This window comes from Allomuricauda sp. CAU 1633 (assembly GCF_017313225.1).
Taxonomy (GTDB): domain Bacteria; phylum Bacteroidota; class Bacteroidia; order Flavobacteriales; family Flavobacteriaceae; genus Flagellimonas.
Genome location: NZ_JAFLNE010000005.1, coordinates 61,173 through 82,651, shown reverse-complemented (window position 1 = coordinate 82,651; position 21,479 = coordinate 61,173). Strand labels below are relative to the sequence as shown.

At 44.2% G+C, this 21,479-nt stretch carries 4 protein-coding genes; 3 read left to right on the top strand and 1 reads right to left on the bottom strand.

Annotated elements, in window-relative coordinates:
* Positions 1 to 14 precede the first annotated feature (14 nt).
* Together J0X14_RS14690 and J0X14_RS14685 are read left to right on the top strand one after the other, a co-directional pair.
* Positions 15 to 2,387, top strand: coding sequence for a GumC family protein (locus J0X14_RS14690; protein ID WP_207098567.1), 2,373 nt, complete (start codon positions 15 to 17; stop codon positions 2,385 to 2,387).
* A 250-nt stretch (positions 2,388 to 2,637) separates the two neighbouring features.
* Entirely contained in the window at positions 2,638 to 11,865 is a 9,228-nt protein-coding gene (locus tag J0X14_RS14685) for a PKD domain-containing protein (RefSeq protein ID WP_242528046.1), read from the top strand.
* 78 nt (positions 11,866 to 11,943) lie between these two features.
* Here the strand turns inward: J0X14_RS14685 and J0X14_RS14680 are convergent, their stop codons facing one another.
* Positions 11,944 to 12,684 (bottom strand): tyrosine-protein phosphatase, encoded by a 741-nt coding sequence (locus tag J0X14_RS14680; protein ID WP_207098565.1) that lies wholly within the window; start codon positions 12,682 to 12,684, stop codon positions 11,944 to 11,946.
* Positions 12,685 to 13,180: 496 nt separating this feature from the next.
* Here J0X14_RS14680 and J0X14_RS14675 point away from each other — a divergent pair, with 496 nt between their 5' ends.
* On the top strand, positions 13,181 to 21,355 hold the full coding sequence (locus tag J0X14_RS14675; protein WP_207098564.1) for an InlB B-repeat-containing protein: 8,175 nt from the start codon (positions 13,181 to 13,183) through the stop codon (positions 21,353 to 21,355).
* Positions 21,356 to 21,479 lie beyond the last annotated feature (124 nt).

Below are 21,479 nucleotides of genomic sequence, written 5' to 3'. Positions count from 1 at the left end.
TACAACATTTGGTAATGAGTCAAAATAATACTAGTGACTTTAATTTTAGTGATGAAATAAGAAAGTATACCAAACATTGGAAGTGGTTTGCCCTATCTTTTATCATTGGAGTTATTGTTGCCCACCTTTTTATTCGATATTCAACACCCAAATATCTGGCGAAAGGAAAAATTCAAATTATTCAGGAAAAATCAGCGAGCCCTGGGGCTAGTCTTTTGCAAGACATAGATGTTTTTTCAGATATGGAAAACAATGTTGAGGATGAGGTTGAAATCATTACGTCTCGTTCCAACTTGATTGAAGTAGCCAAGAAATTGGGCCTTAACACCAAGGTTTACTCCCTGGGCAGTATCCGAAATACGGAACTTTACAATAATTCACCAATAACCCTGAACATCATAGCTCCGGATTCTACCATCTATAAGGCAGAATTTGAGTTTTATTTGGAACTAAATTCTTCTACAACAAGCTTTGGATATTCTGTTGAAGAAGATGAAGCACCCAAAAATTATGCTTTTGGTAAGAATATTACAACCTCTATTGGGGATATAGTCATTACGCCCAATGCAGATTATATTAGCAAGCACTTAGGGAAAAGACTTAAAGTTCAGGTGTTGCCCCTTTCCACAATTGCGACGGTATACCAAACTGAAATCATTATTTCCAAGCCAAATGATTTTTCAAATATTCTTGACATTAGTTTACAAGATCCCGTGAAAGAAAAGGCTAGGGATATCATTAATGAATTGGTGGCCATTTATAACAAGAACGCCATTGAGGATAAGCAACAGATTGCGGATAGAACCTCAAGTTTTATTGAAGGGCGGATAGCCGATATATCATCGAGCTTATCCTCAGTAGACCAATCTGCAGAGGATTTTAAAACGGGTAGAGGCGTAACTGATATTGCTTCTGAAGCCAATCTCAACCTCAATGTAGGGGCGGCCAATCGACAAGATTTGGCCAATGCTGAAACACAATTGAACATTGCCTCCTCCATGCGGGATATGGTGGACCAGCAAGAAAGCTTTGAAGTGCTCCCTGCCAATTTGGGACTATCAGACCCTACCATAGCCAATACTACACAGCAGTACAACCAATTGGTTCAAGAAAGAAATCGTCTTCTGGAAAGTTCCAATGAGAAGAACCCTGTCATTGTTAACCTTGACCAGCAATTGAGTAGCTTAAAAAGGACAATGCAGGCAAGTTTAAACAGTACGGTGAACAACTTGGGACTACAGGTGAACACCTTGAGCGGGCAACAAGCCATCATCAACTCAAAGATTTATTCAGCGCCAAAGAACGAAAGGGCCCTGCGGGACATCACAAGACGCCAACAAACCACAGAATCCTTATACCTGTATCTCTTGCAAAAAAGGGAAGAAGCCCAAATTACAGTAGCTTCAACAGCACCAAAGTCTAAATTGATCGACAGTGCGTATTTTGAAGAACTACCAGTATCTCCAAGAAAGAAGATAGTTTATTTGGCCTTTGGGATTTTAGGACTTTTAATACCCTTTACCGTAATCTATGGTAAAGACTTATTGGACAACAAAGTGCACAATATGCACAATTTGGAGAAAATCGTGCACAGCAGTGTGCCCATACTCGGCGAGTTACCACGACTTTCCAAAAAAGAGCAAAAAGTTGTTACCAAGGATGATCGCTCGGTTTTGGCCGAGGCACTTCGTATTATTAGGGCCAATTTGGACTATTTGATAAAATCCAGGCCCAATAAAAAATCTGATAACATTATTTACATTACATCAAGTGTGCCAGGTGAGGGTAAAACCTTTTTATCGGTGAACCTCTCCATGATATTGGCCAATACCCACAAAAAGGTTTTGTTGATCGGGGCCGATGTACGTAACCCTAAATTTAAAAGCTTTTTTACCGGAAAGAATGTTGATAAACTTTCCGTGGGGCAGAATAAATCGGATTATGGATTGACCGAATATCTGCATGACCGAAATATATCTTCTTACAAGGAAATTGTGAATACCATGCTGGTACATGACAACAATTTTGATGTAATTTACTCAGGGAGAATACCCCCAAACCCTTCAGAACTTCTTATGAGCGGGAGACTAAAAGAGCTTTTGGATGAAGTTTCGGAACGCTATGATTATGTCATTGTTGATACAGCACCTATGATGTTGGTCTCAGATACACTTTTGATCAGTGAACACGCAGACCAATTGATTTACGTTACCCGAGCTGATGTGACCGAGACCAAGGCACTTGATTTTCCATTGAAATTACTGAAAGAAGGTAAAATAAAAGGACTTTCCTTTGTGGTCAATGATGTGAAATTGAATAACTTAGGGTATGGTGGCAAATATGGCTACGGTTATGGAAAAGTCGCCAAAAAATGGTGGAAATTCTAAAATCCCCCATTTTTTATAAAATAATCTTGTTCAAGAGAATTTTTATCGGAAAAAAACGCAGGTAAATCCTGCGTTTTTTTTTGTTCTGCACTGCTAAATATGCGTCATTGTATTTTATCGATAAAGAAATAGGATTGAACGAATAATACATAGACAATCCGCTGGCTTCATATGCATTAAAGTATCTTTAGACCTTAGTATTGCCAATTTTTACCGTATAAAAAAAATGGTTGAAAACACTTTTACCGTTATGAAAAGAAATTACCCCAAATTCGTATTGTTATTTTTACTTTTTGCAACAATATGCTCAACTAAAGTACAAGCACAATTAAGTTTTCTGGAAAGTGAGTTGGATCTAAATGGACAGGGAACATTTACCTCAGGGATTACGTCACTGACCTATGGTCCGGATGGGAGGCTTTATGCCACTGAATATACCGGTCTGGTTCATGTTATGACTATACAGCGCGATGGGACCAATGACTATAAGGTAACTGCCATGGAAACCCTTACAGGTGTCCAAGGAATCCAGAACCATAATGATGATGGTACCAATAACTCAAGCACTCTAAGGGAAACAACAGGTCTGGCCGTTGCCGGAACTGCAGCTAATCCTATTATTTATGTGGCTTCCAGTGATATTAGAGTAGGTGGGGCTACTACTGGTGATGGAGACACAGGATTGGATACCAATTCAGGAACCATTACCCGTTTCTTTTGGAATGGAAGCTCTTGGGATGTGGCCGATCTGGTAAGGGGATTGCCTCGCTCTGAAGAAAATCATGCCACCAACGGTTTGGAGTTTGTAAACATTGGAGGTACAAACTACCTAATCGTGGCTCAAGGGGGAAATGCCAATGGAGGATCACCTTCCATTAATTTTGCTTTATTGGGCGAATATGCACTTTCTGCGGCCATACTGGCAATAGACTTGGATGCTATAGAGGCCATGACAGATAAGTTTGACAATGGAAGAGTATACAAATACAATCTGCCAACATTGGACGACCCAACCAGAGCCAATGCAAATGGTGTTACCGATCCAGGTGCACCCGGTTATAACGGTATTGATGTAAATGACCCCTTTGGGGGAAATGACGGATTGAACCAAGCCAAGGTTGTTGCTGGTGGCCCTGTGAAAATTTTATCACCTGGGTATCGAAATGCATACGATTTGGTAGTTACGGAAAGCGGCGCACTGTATGTCACGGACAACGGGGCTAATGAAGGGTGGGGAGGACTCCCAGAAAATCAAGGAACAGCCAATGTTACCAATGCCTATCGTCCTGGAGAACCTGGCGGGGATATTAACACCAACACAGAGAATGGTGAAGGTATGGACAATGAAGATCATTTGGAACTAATTACCACTGATATTCAAAATTATACATTTAATACATTTTATGGTGGGCATCCCAACCCAACACGGGCAAACCCAACGGGTGCAGGGCTGCTAACCTCTCCTGATTCCAATCCTAATAATGCTACGTATAGGACGTTGATTTACGATCCTTCAAGTCCAGGAGCTGGATATACGGATGATCCTTCTATCGCACTTCCTGCGGATTGGCCACCAGTTGAGGTAGCAAACCCAGTGGAAGGAGACTGGCGCGGCCCGTCGGTACCTAATCCTGATGGTCCGGATGATCAACCCATTGCAATTTTCCCAAGAAACTCCAATGGCATTGATGAATATACTGCTAGTAATGGTGGTGACTTTTATAAAGGGAACCTTATTGTAGGGAAGAACAATGGTATTTTACATAGAGTCGTACTAAATCCTGATGGCAGTTTAGATGAACTGGAGCAATCTTGGGCATCTGGGTTAAATGCCGGGGGAGCTGGCAATGCTTTGGGGATATCCTGTAATAGTGATTTGGATCCTTTTCCAGGGACCATTTGGGTAGGTCTTTTTAATACTTCTACCGGAGGCATCATTGTTTTGGAGCCCCAAGATTTTGTGGAGTGTTTAGATCCCAGTGATCCAGAATATGATGCTAATGCCGATTACGATTTTGACGGGTTTACCAATCAAGATGAAGAAGATAATGGTACCGACCCCTGTAATGGTGGTTCACAGCCTAGCGACTTCGATGACGATTCAATTTCCGATCTTAATGATAATGACGATGATGATGATAGTATCTCTGATGCCAACGACCCGTTCCAATTGGGTAATCCCAATGTAGGAGGGAGTGATGCCTTTGAACTACCCGTTACCAATGACTTATATTCTGACACCGGGCTTGGTGGTTACTTAGGTCTAGGATTGACAGGTATGATGAACAACGGAGACACAGCCAACAACTGGTTGGACTGGTTGGATAAACCCGGTCCAAATCCTGATGACTTACTCGGTGGAGCCATTGGTGCCTTGACCATGCAAATGGGAGATGGAACAGCTTTTGAATCCAATAACGACCAAGAAAAAGCATTCCAATACGGTGTTCAAGTGGACCAATCCATGGGAGGGTTCACAGTACATGGTCAAATTAGAGGCTTTGACATAACCCAAAACCAATTATACACCAATGCAAATACACCAAACGGTGAGTTAGGAATTCAGATTGGTGACGGTACACAAGACAACTACATTAAGTTTGTGGCCACGCCTTCGGGCCTTGTAGCACAGCAAGAAATAGGGGATAGTGCACAAACACCTATAACCTTTAATATTCCTGTTCCTAGCAGACCTAGTTCCAGTATTGACTTTTACTTTGTGGTCGATGCAGTTTCAGGAGATGTTTCATTACAATATGAGTTGGATGGTGGTTCCCGAACCATTTTGGGTACCATTACGGCAGAAGACGAAGTTTTAGATGCCATTCAGCTAGCCAATACTGATTTGGCGGTTGGGGTTATCGGTACATCCAACGCTTCTGGTTTTGAATTGGAAGGTACTTGGGAATTTTTGTATGTCAAAGCGGAAACCCCTACAGTGGTTCAAGGCATACCCGATATTGAAAAACTGATAGATTCAGTCGATGAGAATATCAACTTGGATGTTTATTTTGATGACGATAATGGCGCGGCCAATCTTACCTATAATGTTCAAGGCAATACTAATAATCAAATAGGTGCCAGCATTACGGACAATATCTTAACGCTTTCATTTCCATCCACGGCAGAGGTATCCAATATTACCATCAGGGCAACAGATCAGGATCTTAATTTTGTCGATGATACCTTTACCGTAACAGTAACCGAGACACCACCTATTTTATATAGGGTTAATGCAGGAGGACCTTTGTTGTCCAGTATTGATGGCGATATAGATTGGGGTGAAGATACTAAGGCCAATAATTCAATATACTTGGCAGTAGCAGGTACTAACAGTTCGTCTAACGGAACAATTACAACCACAGATGGTTCCGTAAACACAACCACCACACCTGATGCGATTTTTGATTCAGAACGTTATGATAACATTCCTGGTAGCCCTAACATGCTATATTCCTTCCCTGTTGCTCCACAACCGGGCAACTATGAAGTTCGCTTATACATGGGTGATGGATTTGCAGGAACTTCACTACCGGGGCAACGGATTTTTGATGTATCCATAGAAGGCGTTGTTATGCCTTTGCTCAATAATGTGGACTTGTCGGAAACTTATGGGCCTAATACCGGTACCATGATCAGCCATATTGTAAAAGTTACCGACGGTGTCATAAATATTGAATTCCTGCATGGGCTTGAAGAAAACCCATTGGTTAACGGTATTGAAATATTGGATGCTTCCGATTCTGACACACCTATCTATGTAAATCCAATTGCAGACCAATTGGGTTTTGCTGGTGATGATGTTGATGGAAGTTTTGCACTATATGCAGCTGGTGGTGATGGTAATCTTGATTTTTCAGCCACAGGTTTACCACCAGGTGTGGATATTGAGCCTACCAATGGCCACATTTTTGGTACCATTGAAGAGGGTGCTTTCTCAGGTAGTCCCTATAACGTCACGATTACGGTTGATGACAGTGATGGACTGACCAGCGATCAGGTAGAAATTAATTTTGTATGGGAGATTGTTGAACCCTATATGTACCGTATCAATGCTGGTGGCGTTCAAGTTGTAGCTTCTGATCTAGGTGCCAATTGGGAGGATGATTTGGGCAATGGTGCCCAGACGGGAAACAATTATACAGTGAACACGGGACGTACGGAAGACTATGAGGTCATGTCGTTCAACACTAAAGATTCCTCTATCCCGGCATACATAGACAGTAGTACATATTTAGGCATTTTTAATGAAGAACGTTATGATTTGGCCGCAGCACCTGAAATGGAATATGTGTTGACCGTTGAAAATGGCGACTATATGGTCAATCTCTATATGGGAAATAGTTTTGATGGTACAGGTACTATCGGAGACCGTGTTTTTGATATTTTCATTGAAGGAGCGTTGGTTGAAAACGATTTAGATTTGGTTGAAAGATTTGGCCAACAAGTAGGCGGAATGATTTCCTATCCGGCAACAGTCAATGATGGCGGATTGAACATCTCTTTTGGCCATGTAACAGAAAATCCGTTGGTAAATGCCATTGAGGTATATGCAGTGGATACCGGTAATCCAACATTGACCTTGGCAAGTATCCCCGATCAAGACAATGGCATTCTGGATACGGTCGATTTCAATGCTTCTGCAAGTGGAGGAGATTCCGGAGAAAATATTACCTATTATATTTCTGGCCAACCCCAAGGGATAAACATTAACCCTTCAACAGGTCAAATATCGGGTACTATCAATGCGGCTGCGTCTACAGGTGGTCCCAATTCTAATGGAACCCATGCTGTGGTGGTCACCGCTGTAAAGCCTTTATCAGCTCCATCCAGTCAAGCATTTATTTGGAATGTGGAAACCCAGTTTTTATGGACGGACAAGGATGAGAATGAAAACTATACCGCAAGACACGAAAATTCTTTCGTACAAGCGGGTGATAAGTTTTATTTAATGGGTGGCCGCGAAGAAGCGCAAACCATTGATATTTACGATTATACTACTGATTCATGGACTTCATTGACTGATTCGGCGCCTGAAGAATTTAACCACTTCCAGGCTACCGAATATCAGGGTCTCATTTGGGTTATTGGTGCATTCAAAGACAATCTATATCCCAATGAAGTGCCAGCTGAATACATTTGGATGTTCAACCCAGCTACCCAAGAGTGGATTCAGGGACCGGAAATACCTGCGGGTAGACAAAGAGGATCCACAGGTTTGGTGGTCTATGATGATAAGTTTTACATAGTAGGTGGAAACAATGATGGGCATGATGGGGGCTATGTGGCTTGGTTTGATGAATACGACCCTGCTACGGGCACTTGGACACCTTTAGCCGATGCGCCAAGAGCAAGGGACCACTTTGCCGCAGTAGTGATCGGAGACAAATTATATGCTGCGGGGGGTAGACTTTCTGGCCCTTTCCCTAATGATGTTTTCAAGCCTGTTATCCCAGAGGTTGATGTATACGATTTTACCTCTGGCACTTGGAGCACTTTGCCAAACGGGCAGAATATCCCAACACCTCGAGCAGGAGCCGCTGCGGTAAACTTCAACAACAGACTGGTTGTAATTGGGGGTGAGGTACAAGACGAATTGGTCTATGGGGTCAATACAGATGATGCCTTGGCCATTACAGAAGAATACGACCCAGTGACCCAATCGTGGGATCGACTGGCCGACATGAATTTTGAACGACATGGGACACAGGCCATTGTCTCTGGTCCTGGCGTACATATCTTGGGTGGTTCTCCCAACAGAGCAGGTGGAAACCAAAAGAATATGGAATTCCTTGGGGAAGATAGCCCAGTAGGGTCTCCAAGTGTCGTTAGTGTACTGTCTTCAGAAAATACCGTGGTTATCAATGATGGGGAAACCGTAGATGTTGACTTAAATGTCATTGACGGTAACATTGGAATTTTTGTGACCTCCATGGAAATCACTGGAGCCAATGCAGCTGATTTTGCTATTGAGTCAGGTGAATTAACAAATGCTTTGATCAATCCAAACAGCACACATTCATTAAGTGTTTCATTGTCAGGTACTGGCCCAGATAGGATTGCCATCTTGACCATTAACTATGATGACTCAAGTACTTATAGTATTACATTGACTAATAATCCCGATGCTAGCTTTGGAGTGACAAACCCCGGAGATCAGTATAACTACGAAGGGGATGTGGTATCGTTGCAAATTCAGGCAACAAGTCCGAACAACACTTCGTTCAGTGCTACAGGATTACCACCAGATTTGACTATAAATACGGACACAGGTATCATAACAGGTACCATTGATGATGGCTTTATCTCTGGTAGTGGAGATAATTTTATAGAAGAAAACGGATTGGTGGTTATTGAAGCCGAATCAGGAGATACCACAGGATGGGATATTACCAACTTGGATGGAGCAACTGGTATTATAGCCAATACGAACAGTTTTAACAATATAAATGCAGGTACCATACCCTATGAAATCACGATTACCCAGGCTGGGGTCTATCGTTTCAACTGGAAGAACTTCTTTTCAGGGCCTGAGCCAGCTGACGAAAATGATAGTTGGTTGCGTTTCCCTAATAATGATGATGTTTGGTTTTTCGCTATCGATGGTACTGTGGGCAACCCAGGAACTGAAGCAGATATTATTGCAAACCTTCAAGGCGCACAATCAGAAATTGTTTTCCCTATTGGTAGTTCAAGAGTAACACCTGCTACCACACCAGACGGTGCAGGAGCTGACGGTTATTTCAAAGTGTATCGAAGTGGTGGAACCTCTGAAGTGTATGATTGGCAGGCCAGAACCTATGATAACGATAACCATGAAATCTTTGTTTGGTTTGTAAATCCAGGTACCTATACCATGGAAGTTTCAGAGCGTTCTTTAGGCCATGCCATTGATCGAATGGTATTGTATAAAGTGGACGAGTGGGGTTACAATAACAACACCAATGCGGTTCTTAACGCACCAGAATCCCAACAGGGTGGAGGTGTGAGTGGCCCTGGAGCTGCTGATGACAGCCCCTATAATGTTTCCGTAACGGTTACCGATGATGGCGATCCTGCAGGAAATGAAACCATCGACTTTGTATGGTACATTGGAGAACCTGGCGATCTGATCGCGGTTCCACAAGCTGACGTAACCAGTGGTTTTGTACCCTTGACCGTCAACTTTACAGGAAGTAATTCCTTGGATGATGTAGGTGTCACCAGTTATTTATGGGAGTTTAATGATGGTACAGGTTCTACTTCTGATCAAGCGGACCCAACTTATGAGTTTACTCAAATAGGAACCTATGTTGTGGATTTAACCGTTGGTGATGGCGATACTTTTGACACAAAAAGCATAACCATTGAGGTTAATGGAACAGGAGTTGCTCCAACGGCACTGGCATCTGCCATCCCAACTGAAGGCGATGCTCCTCTAGAGGTTGTTTTTGATGGAACAGGTTCAACCGATGACTTGGCTATTGACACCTATTCTTGGGATTTTATAGACGGAGGTACATCAACCGAAGCAAGTCCTACCTATACCTTTAATACACCCGGAGTTTATAATGTGGAACTTACGGTTACGGATGTAGAAGGACTTACGGATACCGATGTAATAACCATAACGGTAAACCAGCCCAATCTGCCACCTGTGGCGTTGGCAACTGCTTCTCCTGAATCTGGAATAGCACCTTTGGAAGTATCTTTCATAGGAAGTGGATCAACAGATGATGTGGGTATTATTACCTATGCTTGGGACTTTATGGATGGAGGAACGTCAGCAGAAGCGAACCCAACATACACCTTCAATACACCGGGCACCTATGATGTTGAACTTACGGTTACCGATGGCGGTGGCTTGACCGATACAGATGTGGTTACCATAACGGTTTCACCTAATGTAGCTCCAGTGGCTGTGGCAACAGCGACCCCAGAAACGGGTACAGCACCTTTGGAGGTTGCTTTCATAGGAAGCGGTTCAACTGATGATGTAGGCGTGGTAAGCTATGCTTGGGACTTTATGGACGGTGGAGCTACCTCAACGGAAGCAGATCCAACGTATACATTCAGTACACCGGGCACCTATGATGTTGAACTTACGGTTACCGATGCTGGTGGCTTGACCGATACAGATATAGTGACCGTAACGGTTTCGACTAACGAAGCCCCAATGGCTGTAGCAACAGCTACCCCAGAAACGGGGACAGCACCTTTGGAGGTTGCTTTCACAGGAAGCGGTTCAACTGATGATGTGGGCATTGTAAGTTATGCTTGGGACTTTACGGATGGTGGAACATCCATCGAGATGAATCCAACATACACTTTCATTACAGCAGGAACCTATGATGTTGAACTTACGGTTACCGATGGTAGTGGATTGACTGATACTGATATTGTGACCATTCAGGTTACTGAACTAGGTGGCAACCAAGCTCCAGAGGCAGTTGCTTCGGCAATACCCTTGAGTGGAGTTGCACCCTTGGAAGTTGCTTTCACAGGAAGTAATTCAACCGATGATAATGGAGTGGTAAGCTATGCCTGGGACTTTATGGACGGTGGAACATCTGATGTGGCTGATCCAACCCATACATTTGATGCACCTGGAACTTATGATGTTGAGCTTACGGTTACAGATGGGGAAGGGTTGTTCGATACAGTTCTAATTTCCATTAACGTAACGGCACCCAATAATGAAGCTCCAGTTGCAGTGGCGACTGCCACTCCAGAATCTGGAGAGACACCCTTGGAAGTGGTGTTTACGGGCTCAACTTCAACAGATGATGTAGGCATAGCAACCTATGCTTGGGATTTTAATGATGGAGGTAGTTCGGCAGAAGCCGATCCAACACACACCTTTAACGTGGCAGGAACTTATCAAGTCACATTAACGGTTACAGATGCTGAAGGATTGATGGATACGGCAACCATAACCATTGAAGTGACCGGTAATGAGGCTCCAATTGCTGTAGCAACGGCCTCACTGGAATCCGGAAATGCACCCTTGGAAGTGGTGTTTACAGGATCAAACTCAACAGATGATGTTGGCGTAGTAAGCTATGCATGGGATTTTGATGATAATGGGGCCAGTTCTACAGAAGCCGATCCAACTTATACGTTTGAGACAGAAGGAACCTATGAAGTCACACTAACGGTTACTGACGCTGAAGGAGCGATGGATTCCACAACCATAACCATTGAAGTTGGTTCTGGATTGGAAATGGAAGCCATTGTGGCGCCTAACCCGGTCAGGATTGAGGATGACTATGCCAGTCTTAGAGTAAGAAATTTAAACGGGGCAACAGTCACCAAAATCAATCTGCATGATGCCATTGGAAGGCTCATGGAGTCACATGAACCAGCAGAAGTACACGTTGATGGAACTAGTGGAGATTATGCAATTCCAATATTTACACTTAGGGACGGGTTGTACTACATCACAGTAGAACTGAGTGAAGGTGACCCTATAGGGGTTGCACTACTGGTACGAAATTAAAGTTCAAAGTGTTTTTAAATAAGAAAGCGGGCGATTATCGCCCGCTTTTCATTTTAGTATATTCATGAACCAAATCAATCAATAGAACTGTTCAATGGTATTATTGACTATCGAATACAGCATTTTACTTGTTTTTTTGGTAATGGTTGCCTCTTTTAGGGATTTTAATTGTTGCATGTTATGAACATCACTACCAACAAAATCTATAAGATCGTTTTCCATAAGTTTAACGGCTTTTGCTTTTACATCACTACCATAATATTCGGCCAGCGACAATAGGTTAGCCTGAAACAGAACCCCCTTTTCCTTATAGCTTTTAAGACGGTTGGAGGTACTGCTCAAAAATAAATACCGCTCTGGGTGGGCCAGTACCGGGAAAAATCCTTTGGATATGATCTTGTCCAAAGCTGTATTCATATTTATGGGAGGTTGCAAAAAAGACATTTCAACCAGCAAATGGTACTTTCTAAGTGGCATGGTCTGATTGTTGTGTAGCAATTGTTCAAAGTTATCATCGATCATGTGTTCAGCAGCCTTGTCCAATGACACACCATCCATACCTTCACTATGTAATGCATTTCTCAACTTTTCAAAGGATTCTTGAATGGTTTTCGGTGTATTGGGATAGTAATTGTGCATAATATGCGGTGTACATACAAATCTGGTTACGCCAAATTCACCAAACCCTTTGATCAACGCTATTGAATCATCAACCTTCTTTGCGCCATCATCAATGCCAGGGAGGATATGGTTATGGATGTCCACAAGACCTCCCAAATGATCAATAAGGTACTCCTTCTTCGAAAAAAAGTTCAACATAGAAAACGCTTTGTGCAAAAATAGGCGGAAAAAATCTTTCTGAACCCTAAAACAAAAAACTATACAACCCTCTCAAAACCAGTAGTTATATGCATAAGACGGTAAAATCTTACACGTAAGGGTAATGCACTGCAAGTCATATGAATGTCCAATTCTGACGTTCACCGAATTTTATGGTAATTGGTCTTAATTGGCACAGTGTAATGGTTCAAGTTAAAACATGTGGTATATATTCGTATCGCCCCCCGTTATTACTAAAAACAATCAATATGAAATAATAAACATTTCCGGGATTTCCCGTGCTTTTTACATAATTACTTTTTAGCCCATATAAAGAACAAATATGATACAACTTTACCCCACAATACATAGGTGTATCCGACTTCTATGTGTAACTTTTTTATTTTTTTTATGCAGCTCGACCTATGCGCAGGTCAGTTTTTCATTAAATGAACTCAATTTAAATGGATTTCCATCCATTACCAACGGAACTTCCATGAAGTTTGGACCGGATGGAAGGCTCTATGTCTCCGATTATCGCGGACTTATCCTGGTGTTTACTATCGAAAGAAATGGACCAGGAAATTATGTGGTTACAGCCACGGAAGAATTAGATGCCATTACCACGATCCAGGACCACAATGACGATGGAAGCCTATTTTTTAGTTCATCCCGGGAAACCTTGGGAATTGAAGTAGGTGGAACCGCAGAGAACCCCGTAATTTATGTAGCCTCCAGTGACTTTAGGATTGGAGGATTTGGTAGTGGAGGTAATGGTGATAGCGGCCTCGATACAAACTCAGGGATAATAACCCGTATTTCATGGACAGGCTCTGAATGGGAAGTTGTGGATATTGTGCGAGGGCTACCTAGATCCGAAGAAAATCACGCCTCAAACGGTTTGGAATTGGCCCAAATCAATGGCCAAGAATATCTATTGATTGGTCAAGGTGGACATACCAATGCAGGGTCGCCTTCCAGGAATTTTGCCTACACCGGCGAATACGCGCTTACCGCTGCACTCCTTTCGGTTGATTTGGATGAATTGGAAAGTATGCCTGTTCTGGATGATGATGGCCGCAGTTATATTTACGACCTACCCACGTTGGATGATCCAAGTCGCCCTAATGTAAATGGCGTAACCGATCCCAATCATCAAGATTATAATGGTATTGATGTAAATGATCCTTTTGGAGGTAATGATGGTTTAAATCAAGCGATGTTGGTATCGGGAGGCCCTGTACAGATTTTTTCCCCAGGGCATAGAAACATATATGATTTTGTAGTTACGGAAAGTGGCGCTGTTTATATTACGGATAACGGTGCCAACCAAGGTTGGGGTGGATTCCCATTTGGAGAGGGAACAGGTAATGTAACCAATGATTATAATCCGGCACAACCTGGAAGCAGTTCAGATTCTGGTGGCGAATCGGTTAACAACCGTGACAACCTTAAAATGGTCACCAATAATATTAACACCTATGTTCCTGGAAGTTTTTATGGGGGACATGCCAACCCCGCCCGCGCCAATCCTTTTGGGGCAGGCTTGTACACTAACCCATCGAGCGATGGAACAACCAATGGAGCGGTATTTAGAACAATGGTTTATGATCCAGATGGCTCTACGCCAGGTTCAACCACAAACCCAGATTTGGGATTGCCCGCAAACTGGCCTCCAGTGCCTGTGGCCATGGCTAACCCTGTGGAAGGCGATTGGCGTGGACCGGGCATAAGCAACCCAGATGGGGATGATGCTGAAATTATTACCCTTTGGGGAACCAATACCAATGGTATTGACGAATACACAGCCAGTAATTTTGGCGGTGCCATGCAAGGCGACTTAATTGCAGGGGTAAATACAGGGAGATTGAGACGTGTTGAATTAAATCCGGATGGGTCATTGCAAAACCTGACCAGTAACTTTTTGTCTGGACTGGAAGGAAATGCACTTGGCGTAACCTGTAATTCTGATACGGATATCTTTCCGGGGTCTATATGGGTAGCAACTCTGGAAGGGGGTATTTACGTATTTGAACCACAGGATTTTATCATTTGTAATCCACCCAGTACACCCGGCTATGCAACGGATGACTATGATTTTGATGGGTATACAAATCAAGATGAAGACGAGAATGGGTCTGACCCGTGCAATGGTGGATCTCAACCCAATGATTTTGATAAAACAGCTGGAGGAACTTTGGTTTCGGATTTAAACGACCCTGATGATGATAATGATGGGATTCCAGATGCTCAGGATCCATTTCAATTGGGAGATCCCAAAGATTCTGGAACCGATGCCTTTAGTATACCGGTGATCAATCAAATGTTTTCAAGTAATACCGAACTAAAGGGATATTTAGGACTGGGCTTTACCGGAATGATGAATAATGGGGACGCCAATCCCAATTGGCTACAATGGTTGGATCGAAGGGATGATCCCAGCGACCCAAACCCCAACGATATTCTTGGCGGGGCCATTGGGGCCATGACCATGCAGTTGACCGCAGGTACAGCTTTAGGAAATGCCAATAGTCAAGAAAAAGCTTTTCAATATGGAGTGGAGTCGGACATAACCACTACTCCCTATACCATTGTCTCAAGGCTTATCAACTTTACGGACAACTTACAACTATACCACGCAGCCAGCCCAGCAAATGGTGAATTGGGCATATTTATGGGCGATGGAACCCAGAGTAACTACATTAAGTTTGTAATTACCCAAGCAGGATTGCAGGTACGTCAGGAGATCGCAGATTCAGAACAGACGCCAATAGAATTGGCCATTGCCCCTGGCAATCGTCCTGGGGCCAGCGCCATTCTTTATTTCTTGGTAGACCCATCCACAGGCGAAATAGGATTGGAATATGCCTTTGATGGTGGACCACGGCAACTTTTAGGCTCTATTACAGCCCAAGGAGCAGTTCTTGAATCAATCCAACAAACCGGGAATCCACTGGCAGTTGGACTTATCGGAACCTCAAACACCACAGGTGTTGAATTGGAGGGAACATGGGATTATTTGAATGTTATTGGAGGAGCACCAACGATTACGGGTACCATCTCAGATATTCATACCTATATCAATTCTGGATCCGATACCTTTAATTTAAACAACTATTTTGATGATGATAATGGAAATCAAAACCTTGTTTATTCGGTATCGGGCAATACAGACCCCAGTATTGGCGCCCAAGTAAATGGAAATATTTTAACGCTTAACTATCCAGCAACAGCGGCAAATAGCGATATTACCATCAGGGCAACTGACCAAGACACCAATTTTACTGAATTTGTGTTCAATGTGAATGTAGCGGCATCTCCTGTTATCTATAGAGTGAATGCTGGTGGTCCGCAAATAGCGGCATTGGACGGAGGCATTTCGTGGGCTGCTGATACCAATCCCAATCCCAATGAATACCTTATTCAGTGGGAAACCAACACAGTGGGAAATGTACAGTCCATGCAATCTTTTGATGCTTCGGTGGATTTGTCAACCACACCAACCGATATTTTCAACACATCACGATACGACACTTTTGAATCCATTCCCCATGTTACCTATTCGTTTCCAGTGAGTCTTCAGGGACTTTATGAAATACGGCTTTATATGGGAGAGGGATTAAACGCTACTTCCGAAGCTGGGGAAAGGGTATTTGATGTTGAAGTTGAAGGGAATATTTACCCAAACATGGATGATATTGATTTATCCGGGACGTATGGTTTTAGAAATGGTGTAGTGCTATCACAAACGATTGAGGTACTGGATGACTTCATCAATATTTCGCTGATCAACTTCAACGATGGGGATGCCGTAATAAGCGGTATAGAAATCATAGAATCTTTTGATGCCAGTAACCCTATTGAAATACAACAACTGGCTAATCAAACCAACCAAGAAGGAGAAGCTTTGAATGGAAGCCTGTTCGTTCAAGCATCCGGAGGGGATGGTAATCTTCAGTATTCTGCCATAGGCCTTCCACCAGGAGTAACCATTGAGCCTACAAATGGTCAGATTGGAGGAACTATAGAAATGGGTGCGGCCACTGGGTCGCCTTACAATGTTACCATCATTGTAGATGATACCGATGGAGATACCGAAGATATAGAATCTATTTCCTTTCAATGGGTAATACTCCCTCAGGGTGCATTTGAACTCAACATCAACGCAGGTGGTCCGGCCCTAACCCATAATGGAGTGGATTACCAACAAGATGAGTATTTTGTTGGTGGTAGCACCTATGAAAATTCTGATGCAGCGCTTCCTCCGTTGTACCAGACGGAACGTAGTTCCTCTGATCAGTTTTATAGCTATGAGATTCCTGTTCCCAATGGTGATTATATTGTACAGCTGCATATGGCAGAACTCTATTGGGGAGCCACTGGAGGTGGTACAGGAGGTGAAGGACTGAGGGTGTTCGATGTAACCCTTGAAGGCTCCTTGGTACTTGATGATTATGATATTACGGCCGACGTTGGTGCTGAAACACCCACAATCAAGAGTTATCCCGTTACAGTAAATGATGGGATACTGAACCTATACCTATCTGCACTGGCTTCTGATGGAGGAGTAGACCAGCCCAAGTTGTCCGCTATACAAATTAGTGGTGGTACAACTACAAGTTCTCCTCCCACTGCTTTGGCAGAGGCAACACCGGAAAGTGGTGATATGCCACTAGAAGTAAGTTTCACAGGTAGCAACTCCACGGATGATGTAGCAGTGGTGCAATACGAATGGGACTTTGGTGACGGTAGTCCAGTATCGAACGAAGCAGACCCTATGCATACCTATACGGAAGCAGGCAACTATGATGCAGTACTGACGGTGACGGATGGTGATGACCAGACAGATACCGATACAGTGACCATTACAGTAAACGCAGTACCAATAGGTACGGAATGGGTTCTTAAAAATGAGGACCAAAATTATACAGGAAGACATGAATGCTCTTTCGTTCAGGTTGGGGATAAATTTTACCTCATGGGTGGCCGTGAAAGTGCTAGAACATTGGACATTTATGATTACACAAGTGATTCATGGACATCCCTTGTTGATTCTGCTCCTTTTGAGTTTAATCACTTTCAGGCAACAGAATATCAAGGTCTTATTTGGGTTATTGGAGCTTTTCAGGCTAATACGTTCCCAGAACCCCCTGCCGACTTTATTTGGGCTTTTGACCCTGTAAATGAAGAATGGATACAAGGTCCGGAAATACCTGAAAGTAGAAAGAGGGGATCTGCAGGCTTGGTAGTTTACGATGACAAGTTCTACATCATAGGAGGAAACACGTTGGGTCATGCTGGAGGTTATGTGCCTTGGTTTGATGAATATGATCCATCCACAGGCACTTGGACGCCTTTAGTTGATGCACCAAGAGCAAGAGATCATTTCCATGCAGTGGTCATCGATGATAATTTATATGCCGTTGGTGGAAGACAATCCGGTGGAGATGGAGGTGGTTTTAAGCCTGTATTGCCAGAAGTTGATGTTTTTAACTTCACAAGTGGATCATGGAGTACCCTGGCAGCTGATCTTCCCACACCAAGAGCTGCTCCGGCTGTAGCAAACTTTAATGGAAATTTGCTGGTTATGGGCGGAGAAGTACGCAACGAAATAGTTTATGGAGAGAATGTTGATGATGCCCTTCGAATAACTGAATCATACGATCCATCCACAGGGTTGTGGACAAGATTGGAAGATATGAATTTTGAACGCCATGGCTTTCAGGCTATTGTATCAGGTACTGGTGTATACGTTGTTGCTGGATCTCCAAGTCGTGGAGGAGGTAATCAAAAGAATATGGAATATTTTGGTACGGATGCCCCAGTTGGAGTTGCTGGTACCGAAAGTATCTTGGATGCACCTTTAACTGTACAATTGACTTCGGGTAATAATGCGTTGGTAGATGTGGACGCTTCAGGAGGTAATACAGGTGTTTATGTTACTGAAATGAACATCACCGGACCAGATGCATCAGATTTTGCCATTGTATCCGGAGCGATGAATCCCGGATTCATAAAAGCAAATTCAACACACCAATTATCATTGATCTACACAGGCTCATCTAGCGATGCAACAGCTGATTTAGTGATTGATTATGGCATTGGAGAGACATTGACCATTGGATTGGAAGGGAATGAAGGCGGTGTCTCTGGAACAATATGGCTGGAGGACTTTGAGGACCTGACCAATGGGGCCACCGTGGACAACGGGGCAACAGCCTGGACCTCGACACGTGATGGGGGGACCTTTGAGGTTCTCGATGGCCAATTCATGGCCAGGGGCGCCAGTGATACCCCTGGAGTGTGGACCTCCGAGGTCATTGCAATAGGCGGAACGGTCTCTATATCGGTAGATGTAGACGATGTGAACAACAACAAGGAAGGCGATGATTTTGTGCGAGCCCTGTACATTTTGGACGGTGGCACCCCTGTGGAGTTCGGTTCTGTATCGGACGACATAGACCCACAGACCTTTACGGCTAGTGGCCTTACGGGCTCAACTGTGCAGGTCGTGGTAGAGATAATCGTCAGCGGGAACCCAGAATTTTATTTCATTGACAATGTGACCGTAACGGGTGAATCGGCCGGGGGCACAACCTATGCGCTTACGGTGAACAGCGGAAGCGGCGATGGAAGTTATGAATCGGGCACGGTGGTGAACATTGTTGCCGATCCGGCCCCTGTGGGCGAGCAGTTCGAAGCCTGGACGGGCGATGTGGGTGCTGTCTCTGACGTTAACAGTGCCTCAACGACGGTTACCATGCCATCTTCGGCAGTGAGTGTTACCGCCACGTACAGCCCAATAGGCGGTACAACGTATGCACTTACGGTGAACAACGGAAGTGGCGATGGAAGTTACGAGTCGGGCGAGGTGGTCAACATTACAGCTGATGCAGCACCCTCGGGCCAGCAGTTCGAGGCTTGGACGGGCGATGTTGGAGCTGTCGCTGATGTCAACAGCGCCTCTACCACAGTAACGATGCCATCTTCGGCAGTGAATATAACGGCCACGTATGGTACTATCCCATCAGGGGGAACGATATGGCTTGAGGACTTTGAGGACCTGACCAATGGGGCCACCGTGGACAACGGAGCAACAGCCTGGACCTCGACACGTGACGGGGGGACCTTTGAGGTTCTCGATGGCCAATTCATGGCCAGGGGCGCCAGTGATACTCCTGGAGTGTGGACCTCCGAGGTCATTGCGATAGGCGGAACGGTCTCGGTATCCGTTGATGTGGACGATGTGAACAACAACAAGGAAGGCGATGATTTTGTGCGAGCCCTGTACATTTTGGACGGTGGCACCCCTGTGGAGTTCGGTTCTGTATCGGACGACATAGACCCTCAGACCTTTACGGCTAGTGGCCTTACGGGCTCAACTGTGCAGGTCGTGGTAGAGATAATCGTCAGCGGGAACCCAGAATTTTATTTCATTGACAATGTGACCGTAACGGGTGAATCGGCCGGGGGCACAACCTATGCGCTTACGGTGAACAGCGGAAGCGGCGATGGAAGTTATGAATCGGGCACGGTGGTGAACATTGTTGCCGATCCGGCCCCTGTGGGCGAGCAGTTCGAAGCCTGGACGGGCGATGTTGGAGCTGTCGCTGACGTTAACAGTGCCTCAACGACGGTTACCATGCCATCTTCGGCAGTGAGTGTGACTGCCACATACAGTCCGATCGGCGGTACAACGTATGCACTTACGGTGAACAACGGAAGTGGTGATGGAAGTTACGAGTCGGGTGAGGTGGTCAACATAGTAGCTGATGCAGCACCCTCGGGCCAGCAGTTCGAGGCCTGGACGGGCGATGTCGGAGCTGTCGCTGATGTCAACAGCGCCTCTACCACCGTAACGATGCCATCTTCGGCAGTGAGTATAACGGCCACATATGGTACTATCCCTTCAGGGGGAACGATATGGTTGGAGGACTTTGAGGACCTGACCAATGGAGCCACCGTGGACAACGGGGCAACAGCCTGGACCTCGACACGTGACGGGGGGACCTTTGAGGTCCTCGATGGCCGTTTCATGGCCAGAGGGGCCAGTGATACCCCTGGAGCGTGGACCTCCGAGGTCATTGCGATAGGTGGAACGGTATCGGTATCCGTTGATGTAGACGATGACAGGGACAACAAGGAAGGCGATGATTTTGTGCGAGCGCTGTACATTTTGGACGGTGGCACTCCTGTGGAGTTCGGTTTTGTATCGGACGACATAGACCCTCAGACCTTTACGGCTAGTGGCCTTACGGGATCAACTGTACAGATTATTGTGGAGATGATCGTCAGTGGGAACCCAGAATTTTATTTCATTGACAATGTGACCGTGACAGGTTCTTCGCCAAGCCTTACAGCACGACTAGTGGATAATGTAGCGATTGACCTGGATAGTAACGTGCAGATTGTTCCGTATGAAATTATGTTATATCCTAACCCTGGAACAACAGAAGTTACGCTTTCAACCAGTGATAGTTCAGGTTTAAAAGCGATACAAATTTTTAATTCATCTGGACAATTGGTGGGCACTCATAATGCTTTGGAATTAATAACGGGTTATAATACTTACGTTTTACCAATTACTAATTTACAAAGTGGGGTATACCATTTAAACATATTGACTGAGGATGGAGAGATATACTTCAAGCAATTAGTGGTTAAAAAATAATATCGCCATTGAACTGAAATAAAAAAACCGACCAAAAAGGTCGGTTTTTTACGTTTTTAACGGATGTTATGCTACTTATAACTAACTAAACTCTGAGACTAAAGTAAAACATAGATGAATATGG